Origin of the sequence: Brevibacillus jepli (assembly GCF_047229145.1) — a bacterium.
In the GTDB taxonomy this organism is placed as follows: domain Bacteria; phylum Bacillota; class Bacilli; order Brevibacillales; family Brevibacillaceae; genus Brevibacillus.
Window position 1 is genome coordinate 113,025 of the sequence record NZ_JBFEFW010000003.1, and the last position, 19,099, is coordinate 132,123.

The 19,099-nt window shown below is 48.6% G+C and carries 14 protein-coding genes, 1 riboswitch and 1 other annotated feature; of the genes, 5 read left to right on the plus strand and 9 right to left on the minus strand.

Annotated elements, in window-relative coordinates; translation table 11 throughout:
- Positions 1–22: 22 nt before the first annotated feature.
- Both argS and AB1L17_RS04325 read right to left on the minus strand, forming a co-directional pair.
- Entirely contained in the window at positions 23–1,738 is a 1,716-nt protein-coding gene (gene argS, locus AB1L17_RS04320; RefSeq protein ID WP_412843405.1) for an arginine--tRNA ligase, read from the minus strand.
- A 50-nt stretch (positions 1,739–1,788) separates the two neighbouring features.
- Positions 1,789–2,052: a binding site (T-box leader), on the minus strand.
- A 43-nt stretch (positions 2,053–2,095) separates the two neighbouring features.
- Complete coding sequence (locus AB1L17_RS04325) at positions 2,096–2,590, minus strand: hypothetical protein (RefSeq protein ID WP_412843622.1); 495 nt, start codon at positions 2,588–2,590, stop codon at positions 2,096–2,098.
- A 240-nt stretch (positions 2,591–2,830) separates the two neighbouring features.
- Between AB1L17_RS04325 and AB1L17_RS04330 the strand changes: the two genes are divergently transcribed.
- Both AB1L17_RS04330 and AB1L17_RS04335 read left to right on the plus strand, forming a co-directional pair.
- The gene (locus tag AB1L17_RS04330; RefSeq protein ID WP_412843406.1) at positions 2,831–3,403 is read left to right on the plus strand and encodes a sigma-70 family RNA polymerase sigma factor; all 573 of its coding nucleotides are present in this window, start codon (positions 2,831–2,833) and stop codon (positions 3,401–3,403) included.
- A complete protein-coding gene (locus AB1L17_RS04335) occupies positions 3,394–5,613 on the plus strand; it encodes a YcdB/YcdC domain-containing protein (protein ID WP_412843407.1) in 2,220 nt (739 codons plus the stop codon). Before AB1L17_RS04330 ends, AB1L17_RS04335 begins: the two co-directional genes overlap by 10 nt.
- Positions 5,614–5,680: 67 nt before the next feature.
- Here AB1L17_RS04335 and AB1L17_RS04340 read toward each other — a convergent pair whose 3' ends face one another.
- The gene (locus AB1L17_RS04340) at positions 5,681–5,788 is read right to left on the minus strand and encodes a YjcZ family sporulation protein (RefSeq protein ID WP_007724452.1); all 108 of its coding nucleotides are present in this window, start codon (positions 5,786–5,788) and stop codon (positions 5,681–5,683) included.
- 212 nt (positions 5,789–6,000) lie between these two features.
- Positions 6,001–6,102: riboswitch (SAM riboswitch) on the plus strand.
- Between the two features lie 117 nt (positions 6,103–6,219).
- On the opposite strand from AB1L17_RS04340, the gene metH reads away from it, so the two are divergent.
- Both metH and AB1L17_RS04350 read left to right on the plus strand, forming a co-directional pair.
- Positions 6,220–9,666 carry a methionine synthase gene (gene metH, locus AB1L17_RS04345; RefSeq protein WP_412843408.1) on the plus strand — a complete coding sequence of 1,149 codons (3,447 nt, stop codon included), beginning with the start codon at positions 6,220–6,222 and terminating at the stop codon, positions 9,664–9,666.
- 32 nt (positions 9,667–9,698) lie between these two features.
- Entirely contained in the window at positions 9,699–11,564 is a 1,866-nt protein-coding gene (locus AB1L17_RS04350; protein WP_412843409.1) for a bifunctional homocysteine S-methyltransferase/methylenetetrahydrofolate reductase, read from the plus strand.
- Between the two features lie 59 nt (positions 11,565–11,623).
- On the opposite strand, the gene AB1L17_RS04355 is transcribed toward AB1L17_RS04350, so the two are convergent.
- The 6 genes from AB1L17_RS04355 to AB1L17_RS04380 form a co-directional block, all read right to left on the minus strand.
- The gene (locus AB1L17_RS04355; protein WP_412843410.1) at positions 11,624–12,613 is read right to left on the minus strand and encodes a YutH/CotS family kinase-like spore coat protein; all 990 of its coding nucleotides are present in this window, start codon (positions 12,611–12,613) and stop codon (positions 11,624–11,626) included.
- Positions 12,614–12,688: 75 nt separating this feature from the next.
- Positions 12,689–13,267 carry a mismatch-specific DNA-glycosylase gene (locus AB1L17_RS04360; protein ID WP_412843411.1) on the minus strand — a complete coding sequence of 193 codons (579 nt, stop codon included), beginning with the start codon at positions 13,265–13,267 and terminating at the stop codon, positions 12,689–12,691.
- 114 nt (positions 13,268–13,381) lie between these two features.
- Positions 13,382–13,531, minus strand: coding sequence for a hypothetical protein (locus AB1L17_RS04365; RefSeq protein WP_412843412.1), 150 nt, complete (start codon positions 13,529–13,531; stop codon positions 13,382–13,384).
- Positions 13,532–13,678: 147 nt separating this feature from the next.
- Complete coding sequence (locus AB1L17_RS04370; protein WP_412843413.1) at positions 13,679–14,656, minus strand: hypothetical protein; 978 nt, start codon at positions 14,654–14,656, stop codon at positions 13,679–13,681.
- Positions 14,657–14,802: 146 nt separating this feature from the next.
- Positions 14,803–15,522, minus strand: coding sequence for a 3-ketoacyl-ACP reductase (locus AB1L17_RS04375; RefSeq protein WP_412843414.1), 720 nt, complete (start codon positions 15,520–15,522; stop codon positions 14,803–14,805).
- Between the two features lie 189 nt (positions 15,523–15,711).
- Positions 15,712–17,232, minus strand: a complete 1,521-nt coding sequence (locus AB1L17_RS04380; RefSeq protein WP_412843415.1) for a carboxypeptidase M32 — start codon at positions 17,230–17,232, stop codon at positions 15,712–15,714.
- 242 nt (positions 17,233–17,474) lie between these two features.
- On the opposite strand from AB1L17_RS04380, the gene AB1L17_RS04385 reads away from it, so the two are divergent.
- On the plus strand, positions 17,475–19,073 hold the full coding sequence (locus AB1L17_RS04385) for a peptide chain release factor 3 (protein WP_412843416.1): 1,599 nt from the start codon (positions 17,475–17,477) through the stop codon (positions 19,071–19,073).
- Positions 19,074–19,099: the final 26 nt, after the last annotated feature.

The window sequence follows — 19,099 nt, forward strand, 5'->3', positions numbered from 1 at the left end:
ACCGGCTTTATCATTTACTGAATTACATTTCTTCTGGAGCAGCCAGACCGAGCAGACGCAGACCTTCCTTCAGCACAGCAACGACTGCTGCTACGAGCTGGAGGCGGGATGCTTTCACATCTTCTTCCTCAGCGAGGATGCGTACATTCGCATAGAACTTGTTGAACGTTTGCGCCAGGTCGATCACATACTTGCCGATTTGCGACGGATCGAAGTTATCGGCAGCACGTTCAATTACCTCTGGGAACGCGTTCAAGAGGGTAATAACTGCCCAAGCCTCTTTGCTGTCGAGTGCACCGGAAGCCAGGTTCACCGTCGTTGCTGGCTGGTAGCCGCCTCTGCGCAGCAGCGAGCATGCACGCGCGTGTGCGTATTGCACGTATGGTCCCGTTTCGCCTTCGAAGGTCAGCATCTCTTCCCAAGAGAAGTTGACATCATTCAGGCGGAAGTTTTTCAAGTCATGGAAAATAACTGCGCCTACCCCAACCTGGCGAGCAACCTCTTCTTTAGTTGACAGCGTAGGGTTTTTCTCTTCGATGACTTTTTGGACATCGGCAATCGCTTGTGCCAACACTTCTTCCAGGAGAACGACTTTCCCTTTGCGCGTGGACATTTTCTTGCCGTCCTTAAGCATCATGCCGAATGGGATGTGGTGCATATCCGCGGACCACGCATAGCCCATTTTTTCCAACACTTTATAGAGCTGCTGGAAGTGGAGGCGTTGCTCGTTTCCTACGACATAGAGTGCTTTTGCAAAATCGTACGATTCATGGCGGAACAGGGCAGCAGCCAAATCACGCGTTGCGTACAAGGTAGCACCATCTGATTTCTTGATCAGGCATGGTGGCATGTTGTATTCGTCGAGGTTCACGACCATCGCACCGTCGGATTCCGTCAAGAGACCTTTTTCCTCCAACAGGGTAACGACGCGATCCATTTTGTCGTTGTAGAACGCTTCACCGTGCGTGGAGTCGAAGGCTACGTTCATCAGGTCGTAGATCTTCATGAATTCCTTGAGGGATTCATCACGGAACCATTTCCACAGATGCTGTGCTTCCTCGTCGCCATCCTCGAGCTTTTTGAACCATTCACGGCCTTGATCTTCCAAGGTAGGATCGTTCTCGACTTCCTCGTGGAAGCGGACGTAGAGGCTTAGCAGCTCCTTGATCGGTTCTGCTTTTACCTTTGCTTCGTCACCCCATAGGCGGTAGGCAACGATCAGTTTACCGAATTGCGTACCCCAGTCACCCAAGTGATTAATGCGCACTGGCTCGTAGCCTTGCTTTTCCAAGATGTTCGCAATCGCGTTACCGATAACGGTAGAGCGCAGGTGACCCATGGAAAACGGCTTGGCGATATTCGGAGAGGAGAGGTCGATTGGTACTTTGCGTCCTTGACCGACATTGCTGCTTCCGTATGTGCTGCCTTGTGTCAGGATTGTTCCGATTACTTGCGTAGCCACATTTTCCTGATCCAGGAACAGGTTCACGTACGGACCAACCGCTTGTGATTCGCGCAAGGGTGCACCGGAGAGTTGACCAGCCAGCTCTGCTGCAATCATCGGTGGAGCTTTGCGCAATGCTTTTGCCAATTGGAAGCAAGGGAAAGCAACATCGCCCATAGCAGGGTTCGGTGGTGTTTCCAGCATGCCGTATACGGCTTCTTTTGTCAGCGTGTCTACGCCCATAGAGGAGAGCGCAGAAGCAATCTTTTCAGCGACTTGGTGTTTGTAGCTCATTTGAATATTCCCCTTTCCATCAATAAAAAAAACCTCTACGTCTCCTGTGAAAAAGAGACGAGAGGTTATACTCCCGCGGTGCCACTCTTGTTGTTTTTACCTCCTATAGAACAGGTAGGCAAAAACCGCTTGATCTGCTGTAACGGGCAGTCCCGGCATAGCCCTACACGATCCGCTGTCCATGATGGCTGGCGTAGGATGTTCAGGCCGCATCTCCGAGGGGCGCTTCCTCACATGGTTTGGCATCGGGCTCACACCGTCCCCGACTCGCTATAGCCATACACAAGGAGTACTTTCCTCATCAACGATTCATTAGTTTCTCTAGAATTATAGCTGTTTTGTCCGTCAGGATGCAACTCACTGTTCGGGTTTTTTCAAAATCTTATCTAATTCCGCGAAATATTGCTTGGTCAGCTCTTCCTTTTCTGCCGCGCTGAGGTTATCCGCGTTCATCATTTGCTCTTTGTACTGTTCCAGCTTTTCGAGCATGGCCAGCTCGGCAGCTGCAGCCTCTTCCAGATCATGATTTTCCGATGGATCGAAGGGGATCAATCGATTGTCATTACCACTACGCAAGAAAGAGGAGCGCCAGTTATCAGGATAGTGGTAAGGCTGATCACCGAACATAATCCCTAAAATATCGTCGGATTCAATCGGCAGGAAATGATCGTAATCGTCTCTTCTGCCTCCCTCCGATAAGTTTATGTGGGACAAAAAATAATGGAGATAATGTTCCCCTGTTTCGGTATTCTTAACGATGGAATATGTTTCAAAATCGGATTTCGATAATTCTTTGATTGTCTCCAAACAGGACAGAAATTTATCTTTTTCACGCGCTTGCAAGGCGTCCATTTTCATATCGTTCCTTTCGTTTACGCATTCAGCCTCATGATAGCAAATGGAATGTGCTCTGACAATGAAAGCAACGTAATGGAGTGCAGCAGATAATCTTGTCACAAAAATGAGCCAGCTGGATCAAATACATATCAACACGCAAAAACAGTCATGGCCGTCTTTGCTGACCGCAAGCGGTCTTATCTAATTGATGAAAAACGGCTAGTCGTTTTTCACGAAAGAGGAGGTGAACAGCACGTGAATGCAAGTGCCAAAAGTAGCAAAGCGGACTGGACGCTGAAACTGACCAACGAGGAGAAGCTGACGAGACTCATGAGCGAGTACGGAGATAACATCGTGCAGCTCGCCTACTTGATCGTCAAGGATAGGGGAATCGCGGAAGACATCACACAGGAAGTGTTTCTGAAGGCGTATCGGGGGCTAGATCAATTCCGGCACCAGAGTAGCGTGAAAACGTGGCTTTACCGAATCGCGATCAACGAGTCCCGTAAATATTTGCGTTCGTGGTCATTTCGCCAGATTTTTTCTACATACCTCTCCAAGGATGAAGCACCACCGGACAGAGTGGACACCGCAAATGTTGAATCGGCAGTCATTAGACGAATGAGCAAGGTAGAAGTAGCGGAGCAGGTGATGAAGCTCTCGCCACTCTACCGAAAAGTCATGGTACTTCATTACTATGAAGATTTGTCGATAAAAGAGATTGCACAAGTGTTGGATATTTCAGAAGATGCCGTACGAACCCAATTGTCCCGGGCCCGGAAACATTTTAAGGCATTGTGTGAAAAGGAGGGATTGGAATGGACGTAGATAAGCAAATTCGTGAAGCGGTACGGGATGGAAGCCAAGAATCTATAGAAGAAGTGAGGTTTACAAAAGAAATGGAATTACGGATCAGAGGCGCGATTGCAAAGGATAAACACAAGAATCGAAACAGAATATTCATGGCAGGATCGCTGGCAGCTTGCCTGGCAGTAACAGCAGTGGGCATGCAGCAACAAGGCTGGTTTCCTCCACAAATGCCAAGTGGCAAAAATTTGGCGAACGCAGTTGCAGCGAATGGAACGGATAAAAAGAATACAGAGGCAAATCAGAACAGTGTAAAGGTGGCGCCAGAAGAGGCCATTTTGCCATTGAAAAAGGCGCTTCCAGCTTTGAGCAAGATGACAATAAGAGTGGATAGTACCCGACATTCGATTACTGACGTAACGCTATTGGAAGGTGATAACGCTCGTGCCACGGTTGCTTATGATACACAAACTGGACAAATCGAGAGCTTTATGATTGAAAGTGAGAGACTGGACCCAGATCCGGATGATCGGGAAGAACAACAGGCAGTAACATTACCTTCAGCCAAGACTGCTGAGAGTGTAGCGAGTGTATTCCTTCAAGATTTCTTGGGGGAGGAAAGCAAGGCCTATCGGCACATAGGAACAGAGGTCTATCGCAACGACTATTGGGCAGAAGGCGAGTGGATGAGCGTTAACTATCAACGAATGGAAAATGGCCATCCTGTTCCGTTCGATATCACGTCTGTTCGCGTTAATAGCAAAGAGCAGGTCGCGTTTTTTGGGCGTATAAACAAGAGTGAACAAGCCTTTTTCACCAAGCTGACAGATGCTATGCCTGATATGAACCATTCGCTTCTTCTTTTTGATAAAGCAAAGAACAGCGATGGCATGTCACTGGACGTAGGGAAAGTCAATAAGGTAGGGCACCAGGCTTCTCTTCGTATCGTTGGGAATGGGCAAGCCCTGGAATTCTACTCCGTTGAGAAGAAGGATGAAAAGAAAGCAGAAGGAGAAAAAGCCAAAGAGCAAGAGCGTCAGTTCCTGAGCAAGCTGCTCGGAGCAGATAGCGAGAATTATCGACTGGCGGACGAGAGCAAGCCAGGCTTGTACCAACGTTATCATAACGGATTGCCGGTATTATCTGATGTGATACGCATATCTACAGATGAAGCTGGTAACCTCCTGTTTTTCAATAAGGAGCCCGTCACATTCGACGCTTCGCAGTACCCGGATGTGTCTACTGCGGTTTCTGAAAAGGTCGCCATCGAAGAGCTGAGTGAGCACATGAAGCTTCGATACGTACAAATGCTTGATACCAGCTCCGGAGAAAAAGTAGAAAAAGGCAAGCCTGTCTTGGAGTACACGCCTGGTGTTTCCTTCATGCTGGCGGGACGAGAGGATGGAACGGAGTGGAACATTGATGCGACAACCGGCAAAATTGTGTATGGTACGGGAAACAACGGTCTCGCATACGATCAGTTGAATACAAAGAAAGCCCATGCGATTTCAACTCCGAAGGATTACGTCAAGGTTCGCTCCAAGGAGGAGGCAAAAGCACTGCTGCAAGCCGAATTTGGCATACAGGTAGATGACTCGACCTACAGAGAGAGTACGATTGATCGCGATGGACGCAAGGAATATGTGTGGAATGATAAAAACGACAAATATATCGGTGTAGAAGTTATTGCAGAAACAGGCAGTGTCGTAGGACTGGGAACACCGCGATCGGATACGAAAGTCACAGTCAAACGCGAACAAGCGGAAGCAGCAGCACTGGCTTTCCTGCATAAATACGTCGATCCAGGCGTAACAGAAGTACAATTGGCGCAGGTCTTGGATGCAGGCGAAGCGAATCCGGTGTCATCAGGAGAATGGGGATTCGAGTATTTCATAAGCAAAGACGGCATTCCTGTACTGGACGACGATAATCCAAATTCGGCCTATTCGGTAACGGTCGATCCCTCGACGGGCAAAGTGACGAAGTTCCATAATTTTAGAGAGACGCATGAACTGGTGGAGCTGCCTGCCGCAGGCAACATCGTCTCGAAGGACAAGGCTGTAGAGGAGTATTTACGTGTCATGCCTTTAAAGCTGGTCTATTTGATAAAAGATGTGGATCAGAAGCAATTAACGCAGCCTAAGCTGGCTTATGTGCCGTGGAGTGACGAAAAACTGGCGAATAAAAGAATGACGATCGATGCTGTGACAGGTGAGATCATTACCAACTAAAAACGAAAAAAAGGCTATCCCGCAGCCATTCCTGATGGCTTTTGGGATAGCCTTTTTTATCACTTATCTAACAGTCGTCACACGAACACCCAATAATTACCAACAGGATAAACAGCACGAGCACGATTGCGAAGCAGTCACCGAAAAATCCGTTACCGCAGAATGATGTACTCATCTTGCTTTCCCCTCCTTTCCGTTATACTCCAGTCTATACACGAATGCCGATATTGGATTGGGCGGATGCCCACTGATGCAAAAATGGGCGCGTAAGTGGAGTGGCTCAGTAAAAAATAGACAATTCACAATTGACGGGGAGACAAAGGGGGTGTTAAGATACTTGCAAACATTCAAGACAATTCGTAAAACAACTAAATGACAAATGTACGACTCTTATCCAGAGAGGCAGAGGGACTGGCCTGATGAAGCCTCGGCAACCGGTAAAAATCCGGTGCCAATTCCAGCAAAGCTACGTGCTTTGAAAGATAAGAGGATGTCTCAGGCGTTTTCGTATCTGCTGACAAATCCTCTTCTTTCAAAGAAGAGGATTTTTTTATGTACCGAACTACTGAGAAATAAGCCGATGCAAGGGAGAAAAGGGGCACGTCAATGAAACCAACTTTTCGCGAACAGCTTTCCCGGAAAATTCTGATTCTGGATGGTGCGATGGGCACCATGCTTCAACAGGCAAATCTGACAGCAGATGATTTTGGCGGTGAGGCCTATGATGGCTGTAATGAACTCCTGAACCTGACCAGACCAGATGTGATCCGTTCGATCCATGAGAAATATTTGGAGGCGGGCGCAGACATCGTTGAGACGAATACGTTTGGTGCTGCTTCGATCGTATTAGCTGAGTACGATGTGGCTGATAAAGACCTTGAAATCAATATAGCGGCTGCCCGCTTGGCCAGAGAAGCGGTGGATGCCTATTCTACGGAGGAGTGGCCGCGTTTTGTCGCAGGAGCGATGGGACCTACGACCAAAACTCTTGCGTTAACAGGCGGTGTCACTTTCGATGAGCTGGTCGAGGCGTACTATCGTCAGGCAAAAGGCTTGATTCTCGGCGGCTCTGATGTTCTGCTTTTGGAAACCTCACAGGATACGCTAAACGTCAAGGCTGGAGGAATCGGTATTCGCAAGGCTTTTGCAGAGCTCGAGACAGAAATCCCGGTGATGCTGTCAGGGACAATTGAACCGATGGGCACGACGCTGGCGGGTCAGAACATCGAGGCCTTCTATTTCTCCTTGGAGCATTTACAGCCAGTTTCGATTGGTCTGAACTGTGCGACGGGACCGGAATTCATGCGTGATCATTTGCGGACGCTGTCGGGGCTCGCCCACTGTGCAGTCAGCTGCTATCCGAACGCAGGATTGCCTGACGAGAACGGTCATTACCATGAAACGCCCCAAGGACTGGCTTCCAAAATGCGCGCATTCGCTGAACAGGGCTGGATAAATGTTGCGGGTGGTTGCTGCGGAACGACGCCAGACCATATCAGAGCCATGGCGGAAACATTGAAAGACTGCAAGCCGCGCAGCGCAGCTGTAGACCCGCTGAGTGTCGTCTCCGGGATCGATGTTGTTTATGTCGAGGATGACAATCGTCCTCTACTTGTAGGGGAGAGAACCAATGTCATCGGCTCCAAAAAGTTCCGTGATCTGATCGCGGGTGGCCACTATGAAGAAGCATCTGATATTGCCCGAGCCCAAGTGAAGCGTGGAGCACACGTCATCGATATATGCTTGGCTGACCCGGATCGCGATGAATACGAAGATATGGAAAAATTCCTACAGTTCATCGTGAAAAAAGTAAAGGCTCCTCTCATGATAGATTCGACAGATGCCAAGGTCATGGAGCTGGGACTTCGCTATTCGCAAGGAAAGGCTATTCTCAACTCGATCAACCTGGAAGACGGACTGGAGCGTTTTGAGGAAGTGGTGCCGCTCATTCACAAGTTTGGTGCAGCTGTTGTCGTTGGTACGATCGAGGAAGCGGGTATGGCTGTCACACGCGAAAAGAAGCTGGAGGTTGCACAACGCTCCTACGACCTTCTCGTGAACCAGTATGGAATAAAGCCGCAGGATATTATTTTCGATCCACTCGTTTTCCCAGTAGGAACAGGGGATGAACAATACATCGGTTCTGCGAAAGAAACAGTTGAAGGTATTCGTTTGATCAAACAGGCCATGCCTGCGTGCAAGACGATCCTTGGTGTCAGTAACGTTTCCTTCGGTTTGCCTGCAGCGGGACGGGAGGTACTGAATGCGGTCTTCTTGTACCACACGACACTCGCAGGTCTCGATTACGCCATCGTGAACACGGAAAAGCTGGAGCGCTACGCATCGATTCCAGAAGACGAGAGAAGGCTGGCAGAAGCACTGCTTTTCGAGACGAATGATGAGACGCTGGCGGCATTTACAGAATTTTATCGCCAAAAGAAAAAGGAAGTCAGTGTGGAAGTCTCTTCGTTGACTGTCGAGGAGCGCTTGGCCCGCTATGTGGTCGAGGGTTCAAAAGATGGTCTGGTGGAAGACCTGAAGCTGGCTTTGGAAAAATATGCACCGCTGGAGATCATCAACGGACCATTGATGACAGGGATGGAAGAGGTCGGTCGCCTGTTCAACGGCAATCAACTTATCGTCGCAGAGGTTTTGCAAAGCGCGGAAGTTATGAAAGCATCCGTTTCGTTTCTGGAGCCATTCATGGAAAAGAGCGATGCCGCTGCGAAGGGAAAAATCTTGTTGGCGACAGTCAAGGGCGATGTACATGACATCGGGAAAAACCTGGTGGAAATCATCTTATCGAACAATGGCTACAATGTCGTCAATCTAGGAATCAAGGTACCGCCAGAGCAATTGATTGCCGCATGCAGAGAAGAAAAGCCCGATGCAATCGGATTATCGGGGCTCTTGGTAAAATCCGCACAGCAAATGGTCATTACCGCACAGGACCTGCGTGATGCAGGAATTGATGTCCCGATGATGGTTGGCGGTGCGGCTTTAACCCGCAAGTTCACCTCGAACCGGATTGCACCGGAATATCGCGGTATCGTTTTATACGCAAAAGATGCCATGGACGGTCTGGAGCTCGTCAATCGTCTGCAAAATCCGGAAGAGCGTGATCGCTTGGTAGAGGAACAGCAGCATTTGTTAGAAGCAGTCGCAACAGAGCAGCCTGTTGTGGAGGAGACAAAAGCACCTTTGCCAGCTCGCTCAGCCATTAGCAGAACAGTCCCGATTCATCTGCCGCCAGATTGTGATCGCCATGTCCTGCGACAATATCCGATCAGCCACCTTCAGCCGTACTTGAATCTGCGGATGCTTCTCGGAAAGCATCTCGGTGTACGTGGAAATGTGGATAGATTGATAGAAGCAGGCGACGAGAAAGTACTGGAGCTGTATGGCATCGTAGAAGAACTATTAAATGAAGCGAAGCAAAAAGGAACCATTACGACACACGGTGTGTATCAGTTCTTCCCGGCACAGTCAGATGGCAACGACATTTTGGTTTATGATCCAAAAGACCACAGCAAGCTGCTGGAGCGCTTCTCGTTCCCGCGTCAGCTGGAAGAACCACATCTATGCCTCTCCGATTTCTTACGACCAGTGGAGAGCAACGAAATGGATTATGTTGGATTCCTCACCGTAACAGCTGGTGGAGGGATTCGTGAAAAGTCTACAGAGCTAAAAGAGCGTGGCGATTACTTGCGCTCTCACGTCCTCCAAGCTTTGGCTCTTGAGCTTGCAGAGGCATTCGCTGAGCGCATTCACCACGTCATGCGTGACGTGTGGGGAATACCGGACCCGGTCGAGATGACGATGCTGGAACGCTTCGGTGCCAGATATCAGGGGATTCGTGTATCCTTCGGTTATCCTGCTTGCCCGAACCTGGAGGATCAGGCGCAGTTGTTCCGTCTGCTTCGTCCGGAGGATATCGGTGTTCAGTTGACAGAGGGCTTCATGATGGAGCCAGAGGCTTCCGTATCGGCAATGGTATTTGCTCACCCAGAAGCGCGGTACTTCAATGCAGGTCCATCTATTTTTGAAGTCTAAAGATAAATGTAAACGGGAGAGAAGGGATTGAGTTGACGACGAGCAAGAAAGATTTACGAGCGTATTTGAAAGACCACCTGCTAGTCGGAGATGGAGCGATGGCGACCCAGCTGCACGGGCTGGGCGTCCCGGTTGGTGTCAGTTTTGAGGAGCTGTGCTTGTCCAATCCTCGATTGGTTCATGAAGTTCATACATCGTACTATCAGGCCGGTGCGCGTTTTTTGGAGACAAATACGTATTCTGCTAACCGAGAAGCCTTGAGCAGATACGGCTTGGAGCATAAGGTAGCGCGAATTAACCGACTCGCAGTAGCCATTGCACGAGAAGCAGCGCAGGATGATGCATATGTAGCAGGAAGCATCGGCTCGATTTTGGCTGGACGGGTGAAGAAAAAGGTTTTGGATGAGTACCGTGATCAGTATGAGGAACAGGCAATTGCTTTGTTACACGCTGGTGTAGACGGCATTATTCTGGAGACGTTCCTGGACTTGGAGGAGCTGCTTCTGGCTATCGAAGTGATTCGTCCATTAACAGATGTACCGGTAATCGCCCAGTTAGCTACCTTGGAAGTAGGGCGTACGCGTGATGGCTACGCATTGACAGATGCTTTTTCCGAACTGAAAGCCGCAGGTGCTGATGTAATCGGACTAAACTGTCGCCTAGGTCCTGCGGAATTACTCCGTTCGTTTGAAAATACGGTGATTCCAGAAGATACACTCTTGTCTGTTTTCCCGAATGCAGGTCGATTGGGAATGACTGACGGAGAATACGCCTTTAAATCATCAGCTGAATATTTCGGCCAGAGTGCGCTTCGCTTGCGTGAGCAGGGCGTACGACTGATTGGTGGATGCTGCGGAACCACTCCAGCACACGTGAAGGCGATTGCGGATGCACTCGAGTCACTCGAGCCGCAAGCGCGTGTGAATCCGACCATCGTACCAGGAGATCGTCCGTTGATTTCTGTGCAGAATACGCGTGAGAGGGATAAACCGAGCATTGTCGAACGGGTAAAAACCGCAACGACGATCATCGTTGAATTTGATCCGCCGCGTGATTTGGATGCTGATCAGTTTCTCCATGGATGCTGCGAGCTTCACAAGGCCGGAGCAGATGCCATTACGCTTGCGGACAACTCGCTGGCAACAGTGCGGATGAGCAATATGGCTCTGGGGGCACTCATGAAGGGCAGGCACGGAATCGATCCGCTTTTGCATATCGCTTGCCGCGACCGCAACCTGATCGGACAACAATCGCACTTGATGGGGCTGCATGCATTGGGGATCGACCAAATATTGGTGATTACAGGTGACCCCTCGCGCTTTGGTGATTTGCCGGGTGCCAGCTCGGTATTTGATGTGACGTCATTTGATCTGATTCGCATGGTGAAGCAGTTGAACGAAGGCGTTTCGTTCTCGGGACGACCGTTAAAACAAAAAGCACAGTTCATCGTGGGTGCTGCGTTTAACCCGAATGTTCGAAATATGGATGCTGCTGTTGCCCGTTTGGAAAAGAAGGTCGAGGCAGGCGCGGATTACATTATGACGCAGCCTGTGTACGATGCCGAATCCATACGGAATGTGTACGAAGCCACAAAGCATATTGGCATTCCTGTCTTTATTGGTATCATGCCGCTAACCAGCTCGCGCAATGCGGAGTTTCTGCATAATGAGGTGCCAGGCATCAAGCTGTCCGCAGAAGCACTCGAGCGGATGAAAAAAGTTCAGGGAGAAGCTGCTAGACAAGAAGGAATCGCGATTGCCAAGGAATTGGTCGATACAGCAGTCCGTTACTTCAATGGAATCTACCTGATTACACCGTTCAATTATTACGAGATGGCGGCAGAGCTCATACAATATACACGCCAGCAAAGCTCATTGGTAAAACAGGCTCAGGTCTAACTGTATTCTCTCGTCAAATGTCAAAGGCCCATGTGGATAGACAGGCTTCTGCCTTGCGTCTATTGCACATGGGTCTTCATTTCGTCCAGCATATAGGCGGTCTTGAGCGCTTCTCGATTGCAAAACTGTTGAATCTCGGCGATGTCCATCTGCGCATACAGCTTCTTCCGCAAAAAACGTTCGATAATATGCGGGAATGCGAGATCGACGAAGAGCAAATGCAACTGTGGGACAGATAGCGGGTTTTCTTGGAGATAGCCTCTCAATAAATGAGAGAACAATTCCTCGTTCCACTGGCCATCTTTTCGCATCGCTAGGGATAGCACACGAGCAATATCTTTGGAAGGGTAATCGTAACGAACGTCTTCCCAGTCTATGATCGCGATCCTCTGATTGCTGACCAGCAAGTTACCATTGTTAAAATCTCCGTGACAGAGAAAGTGGTTGGTCAGCGGCTCCCTTTTCCATTTGGAAAAGAATCCAGATGCTTTCAACTGTTCCTTGGCTGTCGCTCCTGCTTGTCGAAAAAAAGGAAGGTATTCCGCGATAGCAGAGTATTTCTGATCCTTCTTCCCGGCGTTGCGAAGCTCCCACTTCTCAAGAACAGCCAAATCGGTCATGTATTCATCCGACCATTTTTCTGCACCATGGTAAAGCTGGCCGTGCTTCGAGGAAAAGCCAAGCGAGCTGGCATGAAATTTGCCTAACACGATACCCACACGTTCCATGCGATTTGGGGAGTTATACGCAATATTCGGCCAGGATAGCCATTGGTGGAGCACGAAATAATTTTCCTTGTAGCTCATATATCGCTTATTACTCTTGGTACGTTGTAACGCGGGGATGAGGATGCCATTTTTGCGTAAATGTGCTTCCGCATTCAGAATGAAATGTTGACGTTCCTTTGGCAGAAAGGATGCTTTTCCGATGAACTTGCCATTGGGGGTTTCTAAGTAAACGACAAGTGATTTGGGTGTATTCCGGATGACCTTGTGATGCAGGACAGTCATGTCGTACTTTTTCTGGATCGTTCGGATGAGGTCGTCCATTGCTGCTGCCCCTCCTTACGTACTGAGCCTACCCATTATTGTACGGAAGGAGAGGCGTGGTTGACACAGAGGAATCTATGGAGGAGGCAGGGGGAGAGGGTGCCAATTCATCTGGCGTAAAAATTGACTCAGTTCTGCAAACTTGGTGATACGTTCCTCACGTGTAAAGGAGGCGTTGGCCCCACTTGTAGACGGGATGACAAACACATAGCTGCCGGGCCAATCTTCTGTCCCAAAAAAACGTTCAGGCTGTAAGCCAAGGGAAACCGGTTCCTTTTTTTGTCCAGTGGCATGACGAAATGCAGTGATGCCATTAAAGCAAATAACACGGGGACGATATTGTTGGATCATCTGGACAAACATCTCGGAACCTGTAGCGTAATCCTCGCTGCGAAGGTCTGTTGAAGAGCGAGTAGGGCGCGAAACGAGATCGGTAATGCCGTAGTTGTAGTCAAGTAGGGTAGCCGTTTCTTCCGGCAAGAGCTTGTGAGGGGTCAAGCCGCCTTCGTACAAGCCGCGCCAAAACAGGTTGGCCGGATTGGCGTAGTGGAATCCCGTTGTAGCCGATATGCGCCCTGGATTGATCCCGCAAAATAAGACCGCCAAATCGCGGCGAATGTATGTAGGTAACCATTTTTCCGTGAACTCAGCCAAAGCGAACCCCTCCTGTTTCCCACATTGTAGCACATCAGTGAGCGCTTTCAGAAAGGATCAAAAAAAGCTGCCCAATTCGGCAGCTTCAGGGTATATTCGCTCAAGAAATCGCTCTTATAACTGAGGATGAGGATACGGCAGCACTTGCTGTGGCTCATTGAAGGTGAACTGCTCCATTTCATTCCGGACGTATTTTTTCGTCTCGAATGGAACGACTTCTTGCTCTTCATTACCCCACAACCAACTTGACAGCATTTGTATCATAAGGATACCCTCCACTTTGTGGAAATGTTTTACATGTTCATCATACTCCTGTTGAGGGCATTTTTGGTTGGGGAGGTGTGAATAACGCGTGAAGAAATCGTGGATAGAACGTGAACAAAAAGGAAGCGATTTCAGTATGTACGTCAATTACTTCACGTTATGGAGAAGGTGATGGGCGAAATCCACGAAATCCAAAACTTGCGCTTTTTTCAGTCTGTCATTGGCTCTTACATGTATGTGATAGTCATATTGCGAGTGTGTCCAGTGCATCTGCCAGGCTGGAACGGATGTTGCTTGCTCACATAAAATGACTTCCACAGTTGAAACGCTTCTCTTCTCGATATTCCATTTTGTGCGTGTTCCCATATTTTTGCCTATTGCCTTGGGAAAAGGGCTTGCCAGAGATTTGGGAGCCTGCCAAATCCATATACAATCGGTTAGATTACGACAATCTCGGAACAAGAATTGGTACTCCATCCCATCAGCATGCTGGTAATTTCCTACGGAATCACAAATAAATGATTGAAAATGATCTTTGCCATCGAGAAAATATGAGCTTTGCCAATGTACGCGATTGATCGGATCATTTTCAGTCCAGCGAGGAATATGGAATCTGGCCGTATGGCTTGTTAACGCAAAAGCCTTTTGACCAATTTCTGTAACGGATTCTTGTACAGATGGAACTAAGCCTCCCAAAAAAGAAAGTAGCTCCTCAACCTCAAAGTGTCCCTCTATTACAGACAATTCTATTTGCGTGAACCATCGGGCATGAGCGGCTGCCACATTTCCCTTGTAATCGGTGCCAATAAAGCCCGCGATATCGGGCAAAACAAAGGGTTCACCTTGACCTACCAAATTGGTGTCGGCATGAATTCCCGGAATAGACCAATCGTAAAAAAATTGCTTGATGCGAAAGGATCGATCCGTTCCTGTCACTTCAAAACGAATGGATGAGCGTGTTGTTGGCGTTTCTTTTCTAACAGTCATTTCAGATAGCTTGGTGCCGAATGGAAGGATAGTTGGTTCCAGGATAACAAAATTGACATAGGCTTGTGCATCTTGAAAGGAAGTGGTTGTTATGACGTCTCCGTCCGTTGCGATTTGGGGAAATGGATTGATCCACATGCTAAACCCTCCTTTTTAAACTAACGAAACAGTAATATTTACAAAATTCTGTGTTCGCTGTCTATTTCCTTTCTTCCTATGAAAAAAGCGAAAAGTAATCCGCCCGTACGAACGGAATCTTTTCGCTTTTTTTGTAAGAGCTATTTCTATGGATTGGTGGACCACAGTCCAGCGGATTTCACAAAAATACGTTTGTTCAGCTTCAGCTGGCTGACTACGAACTCCGCAATATCCTCAGGCTGCATGGTCTTCTCTGGGTTACCGTCGGTCAGACCCAAGTCAATTGCCATATCGGTTGCTACTGTGCTAGGTGTCAGTGCCGTTACGCGAATGTTGTGTTTACGAACTTCGAGAGCCAACGATTCAGTCAAGCCAAGAACACCAAATTTGGACGCACTGTACGCGCTAGTGACAGGAGCTCCTTTTTGTCCAGCAGTGGAGGAGATGTTGATAATGTCACCGGAGTTTTGATCAATCATGCCAGGGAGCACAGCGCGAGTTACGTAGTACACACCCATCAAATTGACTTGGATGATTTGCTCCCATTCGCTCGTTTCCAGCTCCATGAACTTGCCGAATTTCGCGACGCCTGCATTGTTGAGCAGGATATCAATTTGACCCAGTTCATTTTTGATAGAGGTAACGGCTGTCGTGACATCGTCATAGTTGGAGACGTCTGCTGTCGCAATTGCGACCTTCACGCCGTATGCTTCTACTTCTTTGGCTACTTGCTTCAAATTTTCCTCAGAGCGAGCCAAGAGTCCGAGATTCACGCCTTCTTTTGCCAAAGCAATTGCGGTAGCGCGACCAATACCTTTACCCGCACCTGTAATGATTGCTGTTTTTCCTTTTAGATCGATAGCCAATCGATAACACTCCTTTTTCGAGACAATAGGAATCTCATGTATATTGTGCAGTGTACTAGTAATTATCCGTAGGGGGAAGGGTGCACTTTTATGTACGTAGGTTACAAAAGGTAACTGACGCTAAAGTAGCAGGGAATAAAAATGTTCCCCCTGATCAGGGAGAACATTTGATAGCGTGCGTACAATTCCTTACAGCTTGTAAACATCTGTGTATTTTTTCTCAAGGTAATTCATCAAGTAGGTCGCATTTGTACCTTCACCTGTAATCGCTTGAACGAGTTCACGAGGACTCTTCATTTTGCCGTATTGATGAATTTTTTCCTTGAGCCAGTCGCGAATGGGAGCGAAGTCGCCATTTGCGATCAACTCTTCGTAGCCGTTGATCTCTTTTTCCATGACGTCAACGAATTGTGCAGCATACACATTACCCAGCGAGTAAGTAGGGAAGTAGCCGAAGCTTCCTCCGGACCAGTGTACATCCTGGAGAACTCCAAGTGCATCTGTTGGTGGCTCGATACCCAAGTACTCTTTCATTTTTTCGTTCCAGATTTTTGGCAGATCGGCTACTTGAATGGTTTGATTGATCAAGCCCTTCTCGATCTCGTAACGGATCATGACGTGCAGGTTGTATGTCAACTCATCTGCTTCTGTTCGGATAAAGGAAGGAGTGACTGCGTTAACCGCACGATACAGATCTTCTACAGACACGCCTTCGAATTGAGTCGGGAACGCTTTTTGCAGGTCAGCGAAAAAGTGATTCCAGAACGGCAGGCTGCGTCCGACCATGTTTTCCCAGTAGCGAGATTGAGACTCGTGAATCCCCATAGAGGTACCGTCGCACAGTGGGGTAAACAGCAGGTCTGGATTGATGTTCTGCTCGTACATGGCGTGACCTGCCTCGTGAATGCAGCTGAAGAGCGCGGAATTGAAATCATTCTCGTCATAGCGCGTCGTAATGCGGACATCACCAGGATTGAAGGTGGTGCAGAACGGATGCGCACTGCGATCCATGCGGCCAGCCTTGAAGTCGTAGCCGATTTTCTCCAGGATGAAACGGCTGAAGGCTTCTTGGACTGCTACCGGGAAGTTTTTCGTCAAGAACGATGTGTCCGGCTTGTTAGGGGAGTCGGCAATCGCCTTTACCAGCTTGACGGTTTTCTCGCGCAAGGTAGCGAAGATCGGATCGAGCTGATCGACAGTCATCCCAGGCTCATACAGGTCCAAGAGGGTGTTGTACTTGTTTTTGCCGTCGTGGCCCCAGTACTCGATGAATTCGAGCTGGAAGTTCACGATTTTCTCCAAGTACGGCTGGAACATCGAAAAGTCGTTGTTCGCACGTGCTTCTTCCCACACGGTTTCTGCTTTGGAGGTCAGCACGACGAACTCTTGATGTCTGTCAGCCGGAATTTTCTTGTTGCGGTCAAATTCCTTTTTGCTTTCCAAAACACTATAGCGCGTGATTTCATCCAATGTTTCGAGAACAGCTGGTTCACTCAACTCCGTCAAAAACGCTTCCATTTCTTTGGACGTCGCCAGTTTGAACTGCTCGCCTGCCAATGTCCCGATGATTTCGGAGCGGGCATCCATTCCTTTACGCGGAGCTTGCGTAGCTTTGTCCCAGTAAAGAACGTTCAGTGCTTGTGTGTAGCTGGTGATTTTCTTCACGTAGTCGCGAAATTCGGCCGCACGTGTTTCAACAGTTGTTGTCATAAGGTTCCTCCTGTAGGTTTGTTATATACTGGTAATCAATATGTAAGTCATGCAGTCAAAAAATTTTTACTACTGAATATTATATCGTTTCTTAGGAAACTTGGCTATGCAAAGCCTTTTACATGGCCTTAGTTACCCTTCTAGTGTATGAAAAATTACGAGGTGGATGAAGCAAGCATTTGTCGGTATAATCGTAGAGGAAACGAATGTGGTTACTTATTCGCGATGACAGGAGAATGAAGATGAGTCAAACCAATCCCCAATGGGAAAATGAGATAGCAAAACGCCGTACCTTCGCGATCATCTCCCACCCGGACGCGGGTAAAACGACGATGACCGAAAAGCTGCTCTATTACGGCGGAGCCATCCGTGAAGCAGGGATGGTCAAGGGGCGCAAAAATTCCAAGCATGCCACCTCCGACTGGATGGAAATCGAGAAGAAGCGCGGAATCTCCGTTACGTCCAGTGCGATGGATTTCGAATACAATGGGCACCACATCAACATTTTGGACACACCTGGTCACCAGGACTTCAGTGAGGATACGTACCGCACGCTGACTGCTGCTGACGCTGCTGTGATGATTATCGACGTAGCAAAAGGGGTAGAGGCGCAGACGATCAAACTGTTCAAGGTCTGTCGCATGCGTGGTATTCCGATCTTTACGTTTGTTAACAAGCTGGACCGTCACGGAAAAGATCCATTCGAGCTCTTGGAAGAAATTGAGCGCGTATTGGGCATTCGTTCTTATCCGATGAACTGGCCGATTGGGATGGGCAGCTACTTTAGCGGTGTATTCGACCGGATGAAGTCTCGTGTCGAGCTGTATCAAAACAACACGCAGCACGAAGAAATCTCCTTTTTCCCTGTAGAGGGAGCAGAAGACCCGTTGATCGGCGAGCGTGTCGGTCAAGAATTGTGGCAGCAATTGCAGGACGAAATCTCCCTGTTGGATGTTGCGGGAGACGAGTACGATCCTGAGCTGATCAATAAAGGACAACTGACACCTGTTTTCTTCGGTAGTGCGATCAACAACTTCGGTGTACAGACATTCTTGGACAACTTCCTGCAAATGGCTCCAGCACCTTCTGCGAAGAAGAGCACGGAAGGCTTGATCGATCCGTATACGAACGCATTCTCCGGCTTCATTTTCAAAATCCAGGCCAATATGAATCCAGCTCACCGAGATCGTATCGCTTTCCTGCGTATTTGCTCCGGAAAGTTTGAGCGGGGGATGGCAGTCAAGCACGTCCGTCTTGGCAAAGACATCAAATTGGCGCAGCCGGTACAATTTATGGCGCAGGATCGTGAAATCGTAGACGAGTCTTTCGCAGGTGATGTCATCGGTTTGTTCGACCCGGGTATTTTCCAGATCGGAGATACGCTCTGTGTCGGAAAATCGTTCGAGTACGAAGAAATGCCACACTTCTCGCCAGAGTTTTTTTCCAAGGTAATGGTGAAGGACGCGATGAAGCACAAGCAATTCCAAAAAGGCATCATGCAGCTGACAGAAGAAGGAACGGTACAGCTATTCCGTACCCATCCGATGGAAGAGCTGATCCTGGGCGTTGTAGGTGTGCTGCAGTTCGAGGTGCTGGAATACCGTTTGAAAGCCGAGTACGGGGTAGACATCATGCTGACTCGTATGCCGTATCAAATCGCTCGCTGGCTCGAAGGGGAAAAAGCAGACCTCGATGCTGTGAAGAACAGAACCGTTTCCGACCGTTATGGCCGCCCGGTTATGCTGTTTGAGAGCGAGTACCAGCTACGTGTCGCGATGGATAAATACTCGAATATCAAATTCCACGAGAGCTCGCTTGGATTGAAATCTGTTCACAATTAAATGACGATGAGATGGAAGGGCCTCCC

Bases quoted from the DNA above. Each gene is read 5' to 3' on its own strand.
- argS (WP_412843405.1), bottom strand. From the start codon at position 1,738: ATGAGCTACAAACACCAAGTCGCTGAAAAGATTGCTTCTGCGCTCTCC.
- AB1L17_RS04325 (WP_412843622.1), bottom strand. From the start codon at position 2,590: ATGGACGCCTTGCAAGCGCGTGAAAAAGATAAATTTCTGTCCTGTTTG.
- AB1L17_RS04335 (WP_412843407.1), top strand. From the start codon at position 3,394: ATGGACGTAGATAAGCAAATTCGTGAAGCGGTACGGGATGGAAGCCAA.
- AB1L17_RS04340 (WP_007724452.1), bottom strand. From the start codon at position 5,788: ATGAGTACATCATTCTGCGGTAACGGATTTTTCGGTGACTGCTTCGCA.
- metH (WP_412843408.1), top strand. From the start codon at position 6,220: ATGAAACCAACTTTTCGCGAACAGCTTTCCCGGAAAATTCTGATTCTG.
- AB1L17_RS04355 (WP_412843410.1), bottom strand. From the start codon at position 12,613: ATGGACGACCTCATCCGAACGATCCAGAAAAAGTACGACATGACTGTC.
- AB1L17_RS04365 (WP_412843412.1), bottom strand. From the start codon at position 13,531: ATGATACAAATGCTGTCAAGTTGGTTGTGGGGTAATGAAGAGCAAGAA.
- AB1L17_RS04370 (WP_412843413.1), bottom strand. From the start codon at position 14,656: ATGTGGATCAATCCATTTCCCCAAATCGCAACGGACGGAGACGTCATA.
- AB1L17_RS04380 (WP_412843415.1), bottom strand. From the start codon at position 17,232: ATGACAACAACTGTTGAAACACGTGCGGCCGAATTTCGCGACTACGTG.
- AB1L17_RS04385 (WP_412843416.1), top strand. From the start codon at position 17,475: ATGAGTCAAACCAATCCCCAATGGGAAAATGAGATAGCAAAACGCCGT.